The 12543-nt window shown below is 63.9% G+C and carries 8 protein-coding genes and 2 pseudogenes; 6 read left to right on the forward strand and 4 right to left on the reverse strand.

The genetic code is table 11. The annotated features are described in order from the left end of the window. Window positions 1-482 precede the first annotated feature (482 nt). The 4 genes and pseudogenes from dnaA (at window position 483) to gyrB (ending at window position 6695) form a co-directional block, all read left to right on the forward strand. Window positions 483-2027 carry a chromosomal replication initiator protein DnaA gene (dnaA, locus tag B7D75_RS00005; protein ID WP_034080764.1) on the forward strand — a complete coding sequence of 515 codons (1545 nt, stop codon included), beginning with the start codon at window positions 483-485 and terminating at the stop codon, window positions 2025-2027. A 28-nt stretch (window positions 2028-2055) separates the two neighbouring features. Then, window positions 2056-3159, forward strand: a complete 1104-nt coding sequence (gene dnaN, locus B7D75_RS00010) for a DNA polymerase III subunit beta (protein ID WP_034080765.1) — start codon at window positions 2056-2058, stop codon at window positions 3157-3159. Between the two features lie 9 nt (window positions 3160-3168). Next, window positions 3169-4271 (forward strand): annotated as a pseudogene (gene recF / locus B7D75_RS00015) (DNA replication/repair protein RecF). A gap of 3 nt (window positions 4272-4274) precedes the next feature. Next, window positions 4275-6695 (forward strand): DNA topoisomerase (ATP-hydrolyzing) subunit B, encoded by a 2421-nt coding sequence (gyrB, locus tag B7D75_RS00020; protein ID WP_011979039.1) that lies wholly within the window; start codon window positions 4275-4277, stop codon window positions 6693-6695. Between the two features lie 331 nt (window positions 6696-7026). Here the strand turns inward: gyrB and B7D75_RS00025 are convergent, their stop codons facing one another. Together B7D75_RS00025 and gmhB are read right to left on the reverse strand one after the other, a co-directional pair. Then, window positions 7027-7800, reverse strand: a complete 774-nt coding sequence (locus tag B7D75_RS00025; protein WP_003150817.1) for a lysophospholipid acyltransferase family protein — start codon at window positions 7798-7800, stop codon at window positions 7027-7029. Window positions 7801-7811: 11 nt separating this feature from the next. Beyond that, a complete protein-coding gene (gene gmhB, locus B7D75_RS00030; RefSeq protein WP_033997735.1) occupies window positions 7812-8348 on the reverse strand; it encodes a D-glycero-beta-D-manno-heptose 1,7-bisphosphate 7-phosphatase in 537 nt (178 codons plus the stop codon). A 178-nt stretch (window positions 8349-8526) separates the two neighbouring features. Between gmhB and B7D75_RS29655 the strand changes: the two are divergent. Then, window positions 8527-8637: pseudogene (locus B7D75_RS29655) on the forward strand (hypothetical protein); the annotation flags it as partial. A 55-nt stretch (window positions 8638-8692) separates the two neighbouring features. Here B7D75_RS29655 and glyS read toward each other — a convergent pair. Together glyS and glyQ are read right to left on the reverse strand one after the other, a co-directional pair. Beyond that, a complete protein-coding gene (gene glyS, locus B7D75_RS00040; RefSeq protein ID WP_058174438.1) occupies window positions 8693-10747 on the reverse strand; it encodes a glycine--tRNA ligase subunit beta in 2055 nt (684 codons plus the stop codon). Next, window positions 10747-11694 carry a glycine--tRNA ligase subunit alpha gene (gene glyQ, locus B7D75_RS00045; protein ID WP_011979042.1) on the reverse strand — a complete coding sequence of 316 codons (948 nt, stop codon included), beginning with the start codon at window positions 11692-11694 and terminating at the stop codon, window positions 10747-10749. Before glyQ ends, glyS begins: the two co-directional genes overlap by 1 nt. A gap of 104 nt (window positions 11695-11798) precedes the next feature. Here glyQ and B7D75_RS00050 point away from each other — a divergent pair, with 104 nt between their 5' ends. Further along, window positions 11799-12350, forward strand: coding sequence for a DNA-3-methyladenine glycosylase I (locus tag B7D75_RS00050; RefSeq protein ID WP_034080767.1), 552 nt, complete (start codon window positions 11799-11801; stop codon window positions 12348-12350). The last annotated feature ends 193 nt before the right edge of the window (window positions 12351-12543 follow it).

The following is a 12543-nucleotide window of genomic DNA, read 5'->3' on the forward strand; positions in this document are numbered from 1 at the left end:
TTTAAAGAGACCGGCGATTCTAGTGAAATCGAACGGGCAGGTCAATTTCCAACCAGCGACCACGTAATAGATAGATACAGGGAAGTCATTTTTCTTTTAAAGGATAGAAGCGGTTATTGCTCTTGGCTGGACCGGTTTCTGTGTATAACTCATTGAAAGCCATTAGGGCCGGGCATTTCCCATGGGCAAAAGGTTGTCGAGAAACGGTGGCGAGGCTGTTTCGATCCTGCGCGAAGCCTGGGGATGGATGTCCTGGTTATCCACAGGGCTTTTTTCCACATGCCGATCACCAGGGATGTACCCCCAGCGGCACAAGGGTTATCCACACAGTTCAGGATGACCGTCCGTCGGTCGGCCTGCTTTTATTAAGGTCTTGATTTGCTTGGGTGCTCGGCGCATCGGCATGTGGATAAGTCCGGCCCATACGGCTACAATAGGCGCTTCTTTCGTTGTGCCGCCTTTCCAATCTTTGGGGGATATCCGTGTCCGTGGAACTCTGGCAGCAGTGCGTGGATCTTCTCCGCGATGAGCTGCCGTCCCAACAATTCAACACCTGGATCCGTCCCTTGCAGGTCGAAGCCGAAGGCGACGAATTGCGTGTGTATGCACCCAACCGTTTCGTCCTCGATTGGGTGAACGAGAAGTACCTCGGTCGCCTCCTGGAACTGCTCGGTGAACGCGGCGAGGGGCAATTGCCCGCGCTTTCCTTATTAATAGGCAGCAAGCGCAGCCGCACCCCGCGTGCCGCCATCGTGCCATCGCAATCCCACGTGGCGCCCCCGCCTCCGGTCGCACCGCCGCCGGCGCCGGTACAGCCGGTGTCTGCCGCACCGGTCGTGGTTCCTCGCGAAGAGCTGCCGCCTGTGGCGGCGGTTTCCAGCGTCACGGCCGACTCCTACGAGGCGGAAGAACCGAGCATCGATCCGCTGGCCGTAGCCATGCCGGCTGGCGCCGCGCCGGCAATACGCACCGAGCGCAACGTCCAGGTCGAAGGCGCGCTGAAGCACACCAGCTACCTGAACCGCACCTTCACCTTCGAGAACTTCGTCGAGGGCAAGTCCAACCAACTGGCCCGCGCCGCGGCCTGGCAGGTGGCGGACAACCTCAAGCATGGCTACAACCCGCTGTTCCTCTATGGTGGGGTCGGCCTGGGCAAGACCCACCTGATGCATGCTGTAGGTAACCATCTGCTGAAGAAGAATCCGAACGCCAAGGTCGTCTACCTGCATTCGGAGCGCTTCGTCGCGGACATGGTCAAGGCCCTGCAGCTCAACGCCATCAACGAGTTCAAGCGCTTCTACCGCTCGGTGGACGCGCTGCTGATCGACGATATCCAGTTCTTCGCCCGTAAGGAGCGCTCCCAGGAAGAGTTCTTCCACACCTTCAACGCCCTTCTCGAAGGCGGCCAGCAGGTGATCCTCACCAGCGACCGCTATCCGAAGGAAATCGAAGGCTTGGAAGAGCGGCTGAAATCCCGCTTCGGCTGGGGCCTGACGGTGGCCGTCGAGCCGCCGGAACTGGAAACCCGTGTCGCGATCCTGATGAAGAAGGCCGAGCAGGCCAAGATCGAACTGCCGCACGATGCGGCGTTCTTCATCGCCCAGCGCATCCGTTCCAACGTGCGCGAACTGGAAGGCGCGCTGAAGCGGGTGATCGCCCACTCGCACTTCATGGGTCGGCCGATCACCATCGAGCTGATCCGCGAGTCGCTGAAGGATCTGCTGGCCCTGCAGGACAAGCTGGTCAGCATCGACAACATCCAGCGCACCGTCGCCGAGTACTACAAGATCAAGATCTCCGATCTGTTGTCCAAGCGGCGTTCGCGTTCGGTGGCGCGTCCGCGCCAGGTGGCCATGGCGCTCTCCAAGGAACTGACCAATCACAGCCTGCCGGAGATCGGCGTGGCCTTCGGCGGTCGGGATCACACCACCGTGTTGCACGCCTGTCGTAAGATCGCTCAACTTAGGGAATCCGACGCGGATATCCGCGAGGACTACAAGAACCTGCTGCGTACCCTGACTACCTGACGCAGCCCACGAGGCAAGGGACTAGACCATGCATTTCACCATTCAACGCGAAGCCCTGTTGAAACCGCTGCAACTGGTCGCCGGCGTCGTGGAACGCCGCCAGACATTGCCGGTTCTCTCCAACGTCCTGCTGGTGGTCGAAGGCCAGCAGCTGTCGCTGACCGGTACCGACCTCGAGGTCGAGCTGGTCGGTCGCGTGGTACTGGAGGATGCCGCCGAGCCCGGCGAGATCACCGTACCGGCGCGCAAGCTGATGGACATCTGCAAGAGCCTGCCCAGCGATGTGCTGATCGACATCCGTGTCGAAGAGCAGAAGCTCCTGGTGAAGGCCGGCCGCAGCCGTTTTACCCTCTCCACCCTGCCGGCCAACGACTTCCCCACCGTCGAGGAAGGCCCCGGTTCGCTGAACTTCAGCATCGCCCAGAGCAAGCTGCGTCGCCTGATCGATCGCACCAGCTTCGCCATGGCGCAGCAGGATGTGCGCTACTACCTCAACGGCATGCTCCTGGAAGTGAACGGTGGCGCCCTGCGCTCCGTCGCCACCGATGGGCACCGCCTGGCCATGTGCTCGCTGGACGCGCAGATCCCGTCGCAGGACCGCCACCAGGTGATCGTCCCGCGCAAGGGCATCCTCGAACTGGCGCGCCTGCTCACCGAGCAGGATGGCGAGGTCGGCATCGTCCTCGGCCAGCACCACATTCGCGCCACCACCGGAGAGTTCACCTTCACCTCGAAGCTGGTGGACGGCAAGTTCCCGGACTACGAGCGTGTGCTGCCGCGTGGCGGCGACAAACTGGTGGTCGGTGATCGTCAGCAACTGCGCGAGGCCTTCAGCCGTACCGCGATCCTCTCCAACGAGAAGTACCGCGGCATTCGCCTGCAGCTGTCCAACGGTCTGCTGAAGATCCAGGCGAACAACCCGGAACAGGAAGAGGCCGAGGAAGAAGTGCAGGTCGAGTACAACGGCGGGAACCTGGAGATCGGCTTCAACGTCAGCTACCTGCTCGACGTGCTGGGCGTGATCGGTACCGAACAGGTCCGCTTCATTCTCTCCGACTCCAACAGCAGCGCCCTGGTCCACGAGGCCGACAATGACGATTCCGCCTACGTCGTCATGCCGATGCGCCTCTAATCACGCTGAATGTCCCTGACCCGCGTTTCGGTCACCGCGGTGCGCAACCTGCACCCGGTGACCCTCTCCCCCTCCCCCCGCATCAACATCCTCTACGGCGACAACGGCAGCGGCAAGACCAGCGTGCTCGAAGCGATCCACCTGCTGGGCCTGGCGCGCTCGTTCCGCAGCGCTCGCCTGCAGCCGGTGATCCAGTACGAGGAAGCGGCCTGCACTGTATTCGGCCAGGTGATGTTGGCCAATGGCATAGCCAGCAATCTCGGGATTTCCCGTGAACGCCAGGGCGAGTTCACCATCCGCATCGATGGGCAGAACGCCCGAAGTGCTGCTCAGTTGGCGGAAACCCTTCCCTTGCAACTGATCAATCCGGACAGCTTTCGCCTTCTCGAGGGCGCGCCGAAAATTCGTCGGCAGTTCCTCGATTGGGGAGTGTTCCACGTGGAACCTCGCTTCCTGCCCGTCTGGCAACGCTTGCAGAAGGCGCTGCGCCAGCGGAACTCCTGGCTCCGGCATGGTAAACTGGACCCCGCGTCGCAAGCGGCCTGGGACCGGGAGTTGAGCCTGGCCAGCGATGAGATCGATGCCTACCGCAGAAGCTATATCCAAGCGCTGAAACCGGTGTTCGAGGAAACCCTCGCCGAGTTGGTTTCGCTGGATGACCTGACCCTGAGCTACTACCGAGGCTGGGACAAGGACCGGGACCTCCAGGACGTCCTGGCCTCCAGCCTGTTGCGCGACCAGCAGATGGGCCACACCCAGGCGGGACCGCAGCGTGCGGATCTTCGCATACGGTTGGCGGGTCATAACGCAGCCGAGATTCTCTCGCGCGGACAGCAGAAGCTGGTGGTATGCGCCCTGCGCATCGCCCAGGGGCATCTGATCAATCGCGCCAAGCGCGGACAGTGCGTCTACCTGGTGGACGACCTGCCCTCGGAACTGGATGAGCAGCATCGAATGGCTCTTTGCCGCTTGCTTGAAGATTTGGGTTGCCAGGTATTCATCACCTGCGTGGACCTGCAACTATTGAAAGACGGCTGGCGCACGGATACGCCGGTAGCCATGTTCCACGTGGAACATGGAAAAGTCTCTCAGACCACGACCATCGGGAGTGAAGCATGAGCGAGAACAACACGTACGACTCTTCCAGCATCAAGGTGCTGAAGGGGCTGGATGCCGTACGCAAGCGCCCCGGCATGTACATCGGCGACACCGACGATGGCACCGGTCTGCACCACATGGTGTTCGAGGTGGTGGACAACTCCATCGACGAAGCGCTGGCCGGCTATTGCAGCGAAATCAGCATCACCATCCATACGGACGAGTCGATCACCGTCCGTGACAACGGGCGCGGCATTCCGGTGGATATCCACAAGGAAGAAGGGGTTTCTGCGGCGGAAGTGATCATGACCGTCCTCCACGCCGGCGGCAAGTTCGACGACAACACCTACAAGGTGTCCGGCGGCCTGCACGGTGTGGGCGTCTCGGTGGTGAACGCGCTGTCCCATGAGTTGCGCCTGACCATCCGTCGCCACAACAAGGTCTGGGAACAGGTCTACCACCACGGCGTGCCACAATTCCCGCTGCGCGAGGTGGGCGAAACCGACGGTTCCGGTACCGAGGTGCACTTCAAGCCGTCGCCGGAGACCTTCAGCAACATTCATTTCAGCTGGGACATTCTGGCCAAGCGGATCCGCGAATTGTCCTTCCTCAATTCCGGCGTCGGCATCCTGTTGCGTGACGAACGCACCGGCAAGGAAGAGCTGTTCAAGTACGAGGGCGGCCTGAAGGCCTTCGTCGAGTACCTGAACACCAACAAGTCCGCGGTGAACCAGGTCTTCCACTTCAATGTCCAGCGCGAAGAAGACGGCGTGGGCGTGGAAGTCGCCCTGCAGTGGAACGACAGCTTCAACGAGAACATCCTCTGCTTCACCAACAACATCCCGCAGCGTGACGGCGGCACCCACCTGGCCGGCTTCCGCTCGGCGCTGACGCGTAACCTGAACAACTACATCGAGGCCGAGGGCCTGGCGAAGAAATTCAAGATCGCCACCACCGGCGACGACGCCCGCGAAGGCCTCACCGCGATCATCTCGGTGAAGGTGCCGGATCCGAAATTCAGCTCGCAGACCAAGGACAAGCTGGTCTCCTCCGAGGTGAAGACCGCGGTGGAACAGGAAATGGGCAAGTACTTCGCCGACTTCCTGCTGGAGAACCCCAACGAAGCCAAGGCCGTGGTCGGCAAGATGATCGATGCCGCGCGGGCCCGCGAGGCGGCGCGCAAGGCGCGCGAGATGACCCGCCGCAAGGGCGCGCTGGACATCGCCGGCCTGCCCGGCAAGCTGGCAGACTGCCAGGAGAAGGACCCGGCGCTCTCCGAACTGTACATCGTGGAGGGTGACTCCGCGGGCGGCTCCGCCAAGCAGGGCCGCAACCGCCGGACCCAGGCGATCCTGCCGCTCAAGGGCAAGATCCTCAACGTCGAGAAGGCGCGCTTCGACAAGATGCTCTCTTCCCAGGAGGTCGGCACGCTGATCACCGCCCTGGGTTGCGGCATCGGTCGCGAGGAGTACAACATCGACAAGCTGCGCTACCACAACATCATCATCATGACCGATGCTGACGTCGACGGTTCGCACATCCGTACCCTGCTGCTGACCTTCTTCTTCCGCCAGATGCCCGAGCTGATCGAGCGCGGCTACGTGTACATCGCCCAGCCGCCGCTGTACAAGGTCAAGCGTGGCAAGCAGGAACAGTACATCAAGGACGACCAGGCCATGGAAGAGTACATGACCCAGTCGGCCCTGGAAGATGCCAGCCTGCACGTCAACGAGCACGCCCCGGGCCTGGCCGGCGCGGCGCTGGAGAAGCTGGTCAACGAGTACCGCGGGGTGATCGCCACCCTCAAGCGCCTCTCGCGCCTGTACCCGCAGGAGCTGACCGAGCACTTCATCTACCTGCCCACCGTGTCGGTGGATGACCTGGCCAACGAGTCGGTGATGCAGGGCTGGCTGGAGAAATTCCAGGCGCGCCTGAGCGCCGCCGAGAAGTCCGGCCTGACCTACAAGGCCAGCCTGCGCGAAGACCGCGAGCGCCACCTGTGGCTGCCCGAGGTGGAACTGGTGGCTCACGGGCTGTCCAGCTACGTCACCTTCAACCGTGACTTCTTCGCCAGCAACGACTACCGCTCGGTGTCGCTGCTCGGCGACCAGTTGAACAGCCTGCTGGAGGACGGCGCCTACGTGCAGAAGGGTGAGCGCAAGCGGCCGATCAGCGCCTTCAAGGACGGTCTGGACTGGCTGATGGCCGAAGGCACCAAGCGCCACAGCATCCAGCGATACAAGGGACTGGGCGAGATGAACCCGGAACAGTTGTGGGAAACCACCATGGACCCGAACGTCCGCCGCATGCTCAAGGTCACCATCGAGGACGCCATCGCCGCCGACCAGATCTTCAACACCCTGATGGGCGATGCCGTGGAGCCGCGTCGCGACTTCATCGAAAGCAACGCGCTGGCGGTGTCGAACCTGGACGTGTAAGAGGTCGACAGACCGATCCTCAGGGAAACCCCAACCCCGGCCTGGCGCCGGGGTTTTCTTTTTTGGTCGGGTAACCGGATACAGGCCCGTGCCTGCCTTGCCGAAGTGTGATCGAGTCCGCCAGCTACCCGCCGGCATTGGCGCCCTGGACCCCGGTGTCCGGGCGGGCGTTCCACCGGTCTGGGGCTGCGGGACACGCCAGCCGGTTCGCTCGGTCGTTGCCAGCCGGCCTGTGCTTGGGTCTCGCGTGAAAACAGGAAGCCCCGCTACGGCGGGGCTTCTTTTATCGAATCGGCGCACAGGAGGCCTTGAAGGGGCCTTTGCGGCGGCCTCACGAAACCACAGACGGCTCCGGATGGCTGACCCGCTGCTGGGTGGGGCTGATCTCGGCCATGGTCTCGCTGACCCAGGCCTCGGCGCGCTGGTTGAGCTCGGCGATGGCGCGCGGGCCTTCGCCTTCGGCGTGCATAGCCGGGCCGATCACCACCTGGATGGTGCCCGGGTACTTGGCCCATCCGGCCTTGGGCCAAAACTGCCCGGCGTTGTGGGCGATCGGCAGTACCGGCAGCCCGGCGTTGACCGCCAGGGCGGTGCCGCCGCGGGAGAACTTGCCCATCTGCCCCACCGGAATGCGCGTACCCTCCGGGAAGATCAGTACCCAGGCGCCTTTCTTCAGGCACTCGTCGCCCTGCTTGGCCAGTTGCTTGAGCGCCAGCTTGGGTTGGCTGCGGTCGATGGCGATGGGCTTGAGCAGGGCCAGGGCCCAGCCGAAGAACGGCACGTAGAGCAACTCGCGCTTGAGCACCTGGCTGAGCGGTTCGAAGAAGCCGGAGAGGAAGAAGGTTTCCCAGGTGCTCTGGTGCTTGGAGAGGATCACGCAGGGTTGCTCGGGCACGTTCTCCAGGCCGCGTACCTCGTAGCGGATGCCGGCGACCACGCGGGTCAGCCAGATCGCGAAGCGGCACCAGCTCCGCACCACGAAGCGGTAGCGGGCGCGAAACGGCAGGAACGGCGCGATGAAGAAGCTGAGGGTGCCCCAGACGAACGCGCTGGAGGACAGCAGCAGGTAAAAGAGGACGGTTCTGATGGCCTGCACTGTCGACATGTATTCTGACCTTACTGAAGTAATGCGCTGGCGACTGCCGCCAGATCGTCGAATATCAGGGTGCCCTCTGGCAAGGGCTTGCCCAGCGTACGTACACCTTTTCCGGTCTTTACCAACACCGGCTGACAATCGACGGCCCGCGCCGCCTCCAGGTCACCGATGCTGTCGCCGACGAACCAGATGCCCGACAGGTCGACCCCGTAGTGCTCGCCGATCTGCCGCAGCATGCCCGGCTTCGGCTTGCGGCAGTCGCAGCCGTCGTCCGGTCCATGCGGACAATAGACGATGAGGCCGAGTTCGCCGCCCTGCTTCGCGACCAGTTCGCGCAAGCGTGCGTGCATCGCCTCGAGCACCGCCAGTTCGTAATAGCCGCGGGCGATGCCGGACTGGTTGGTGGCCACCGCGACGGTCCAGCCGGCCTTGCTCAGGCGGGCGATGGCTTCGATCGAGCTGGGGATCGGGATCCACTCGTCGAGGGTCTTGATGTAGTCGTCGGAGTCGAGGTTGATGACTCCATCGCGGTCGAGAATCAGCAGGGAACGGGACATCGATGCGCAGTTGGCCATGAACGGAAAGGGTCGATTCTACCTCAGCCAGCCGGAGCATCGCGGATGGAACGACGAGCCATCGCCAGGAATTCTACAGCCGCGACCAGGGCTCGCGGGTGATGCCCCCCTGCCCTGGCTGAAGGCACTGCCACAGCCGCCAGCACGCCATCCTCGATGGACAGGTACGGACCGGCGTGACTCAGGCAACAGCCGCTGCGGCCGTGAGTACGGCGGCAGCCTGTCGGCCGAGGAGAAGCGCGTGTTGCTGGAGTACCTGAAGGTCCTGTAACGAAAAAAGGCCCGGCGTCGCGAGGACGCCGGGCCTTTCTTCGAGGCGAACAGGCTCAGCCGAGCAGCGAAATGTCCGCCACCCCGAGGAACAGTCCACGCAGCTTGGCCAGCAGCGCGTAGCGGTTGGCGCGCACGCTGCTGTCATCGACGTTGACCATCACGTCGGCGAAGAACGCATCCACCGGCTCGCGCAGGGCCGCCAGGCGAGCCAGTGCCGCGCGGTAGTCGCGCGCCGCGGCCAACGGAGCGACTTCGCTCTCGGCGTTCGCCACGGCGCTGCCCAGGGCCTTCTCCGCGGCTTCTACCAGCAGGCTGGCATCCACGCTCGCCGGAACCTCATCCTCCGACTTGGCGAGGATATTCGACACCCGCTTGTTCGCCGCAGCCAGGGCCTCGGCTTCCGGCAACTGGCGGAAAGCCTGGACGGCCTGCACGCGCTGGTCGAAGTCCAGCGGCGAACTCGGCTTGAGCGCGCGCACCGACTGGTACACGGTCACGTCCACGCCTTCGTCCTCGTAGCGCGCACGCAGGCGGTCGAACACGAAATCCAGCACCTGCTCGGCCAGTCCGGCAGCCTTGACCTTGTCGCCGTACTGCTCGACGGCGGCGTGGACCGCGGCCACCAGGTCCAGGTCGAGCTGTTTTTCGATCAGGATGCGCAGCACGCCCAGCGCGGCGCGGCGCAGCGCGTAGGGATCCTTGCTGCCGGTGGGGAGCATACCGATGCCGAAGATGCCGACCAGGGTGTCGAGCTTGTCGGCCACCGCCACGGCGGCGCCGGTCAGGGTCGAGGGCAGCTCGGCGCCGGCGCCGCGCGGCATGTACTGCTCGTTCAGGGCCAGGGCCACGTCTTCCGGCTCACCGCCGTGGGTGGCGTAGTAATAGCCGGCGACGCCCTGCATCTCGGGGAACTCGCCGACCATCTCAGTGGCCAGGTCGCACTTGGACAGGATGCCGGCACGCGCGGCGTTCTGCGCGTCGCCGCCGATGCGTTCGGCGATGTAGGCGGCCAGGCCGGAAACCCGTCGGGCCTTGTCGAACACGGTGCCGAGCTGGGCCTGGAACACCACGTTCTGCAGGCGCTCGTTGAAGCTTTCCAATGGCTGCTTCTTGTCCTGCTTGAAGAAGAACTCGGCGTCGGTGAGACGCGGGCGAACCACCTTCTCGTTGCCGCTGACGATGTTCTCCGGCGCCTTGCTCTCGACGTTGGCGACGGTGATGAAGCGCGGCAGCAGCTTGCCGTTGGCGTCCAGCAGGCAGAAGTACTTCTGGTTGTCCTGCATGGTGGTGATCAGGGCTTCCTGCGGGACCTCAAGGAAACGTTCCTCGAAGGAGCAGACCAGCGGCACCGGCCACTCGACCAGCGCGGTCACCTCGTCGAGCAGGCTCGGCGGCACGATGGCGCTGCCCTGCTGCTCGGCGGCCAGTTCGGCCACACGCTTGGCGATCAGCTCGCGGCGCTCGGCGAAATCGGCCAGCACATGGGCGCCGCGCAGATCTTCCAGATACGCGGCCGGGCTGGAGATGCGTACGTTGTCCGGGTTGTGGAAACGGTGGCCGCGGGATTCGCGGCCGGCTTTCTGGGCGAGGATCTCGCAGTCGACCACTTCGTCGCCGAACAGCATCACCAGCCACTGGGTCGGGCGCACGAATTCGTCGCGACGGGCGGCCCAGCGCATGCGCTTGGGAATCGGCAGCTCGTTCAGCGAGGTCTCGACGATGCCCGGCAGCAGTCCGGCGGCCGGCTGGCCGGCGATGGTCTGGCTGAAGCGCAGCTTCGGACCGCTCTTGTCGATCTGCTCCAGGTCCACGCCGCACTTCTTGGCGAAGCCCAGGGCGGCCTGGGTCGGCTTGCCGCTGGCGTCGAAGGCGGCCTGCAGCGGCGGTCCGTCGAGGTTGACGGTCCGGTCCGGCTGCTGCACGGCGAGTTGCTCGACCAGCACGGCGAGACGGCGCGGCGCCGCATAGAAGCGCGCAGCGGAGTAGCTGAGGCCGGCGGCCTTGAGGCCTTTCTCGATGCCGTTGAGGAAGGCTTCGCCGAGGCTGTTGAGGGCTTTTGGCGGCAACTCTTCGGTGCCCAGTTCGACCAGGAAATCCTTGGCGCTCATCATTCGGCCTCCTTCAGCTTGGCCAGTACTTCGTCACGCAGTTCGGGGGTGGCCATGGGGAAGCCGAGGCGCGCGCGGGCCTGCAGGTAGCTCTGCGCCACGGCACGGGCCAGGGTGCGCACGCGGAGGATGTAGCGCTGGCGCTCGGTGACCGAGATGGCGCGGCGTGCATCCAGCAGGTTGAAGGTGTGCGAGGCCTTGAGAACCATCTCGTAGGTCGGCAGCGGAAGTTCCAGTTCGATCAGGCGGTTGGCTTCGCTTTCGTAGAAGTCGAACAGCTCGAACAGCTTCGGCACGTTGGCATGCTCGAAGTTGAAGGTGGACTGCTCCACTTCGTTCTGGTGGAACACGTCGCCGTAGGTGACCTTGCCGAACGGACCGTCGGTCCAGATCAGGTCGTAGACCGAGTCCACACCCTGCAGGTACATGGCCAGGCGCTCCAGGCCGTAGGTGATCTCGCCGGTGACGGGGTAGCACTCGATGCCGCCGACCTGCTGGAAGTAGGTGAACTGGGTGACTTCCATGCCGTTCAGCCAGATTTCCCAGCCCAGGCCCCAGGCGCCGAGGGTCGGCGATTCCCAGTTGTCTTCGACGAAGCGGATGTCGTGGACCAGCGGGTCGATGCCGATGGCTTTCAGCGAGCCGAGGTAGAGTTCCTGGAAGTTCTCCGGGTTTGGCTTGAGGACCACCTGGAACTGGTAGTAGTGCTGCAGGCGGTTGGGGTTCTCGCCATAGCGGCCGTCGGTGGGACGGCGGCTCGGCTGGACGTAGGCGGCGTTCCAGGTCTCCGGGCCGATGGCGCGGAGGAAAGTCGCGGTGTGGAAGGTGCCGGCGCCCACTTCCATGTCGTAGGGCTGCAGCACCACGCAGCCCTGCTCGGCCCAGTAGTTCTGCAGGGCGAGAATCAGGTCTTGGAAGGTGCGCACGGCGGGCGTAGTCTGGCTCACGAAATTCACCTGTGCTGAGGCTTCGATACAAAACGCGGAAGTATACCCGATTCCCTTACCGCCTCGCCCGTTCCCCCGATCCCCTGGAAATCACGGAAAGCCTTATGCCACGCTGCTTCTGGTGCAACGATGATCCCCTCTACATGGCCTATCACGACGAGGAGTGGGGAGTGCCGCAGCGCGATCCCGACGCGCTGTTCGAGTTGCTCCTGCTGGAGGGCTTCCAGGCCGGGCTGTCATGGATCACCGTACTGAAGAAGCGCGAGCGCTATCGCGCGGTGTTGTTCGGCTTCGACGTGCAACGGGTGGCACAGATGAGCGATGCGGAGATCGATGAGCTGATGCTAGACCCCGGTATCATCCGCAACCGCTCGAAACTCAACGCCGCCCGGCAGAATGCCCAGGCCTGGCTGGAGCTGGATGACCCGGCGGGATTCCTCTGGTCGTTCGTCGGCGGCCAGCCGAAGATCAATCATTTTGCCGGGCGCGCCGAGGTGCCGGCGATCACCCCGGAAGCCGAGGCCATGAGCAAGGCGTTGCGCAAGGCTGGCTTCAACTTCGTCGGGCCGACCATCTGCTACGCATTCATGCAGGCCAGCGGCATGGTCATGGACCACACCCGGGATTGCGACCGCTACGCCCAGCTTGCCGGTTAGTCCGGCTTGCGCAGGCGGAATGGCTGCCCTTGCCTGTCGCCAGGGCTTCGAGGAAGCACGGCCCCCTCCTCTGCCTTAAGGCTGCGCCGCCGACGCCGACAACAGCCAATGCGCCGAGGAGGAATCCGACAGCGGCGCCCCGCTCCGGCGTTGGAAGGTTCCACGTGGAACATCCGTGCGCTGGGGGAGCAAC

The sequence above is a fragment of the Pseudomonas paraeruginosa genome (assembly GCF_003025345.2).
In the GTDB taxonomy this organism is placed as follows: domain Bacteria; phylum Pseudomonadota; class Gammaproteobacteria; order Pseudomonadales; family Pseudomonadaceae; genus Pseudomonas; species Pseudomonas paraeruginosa.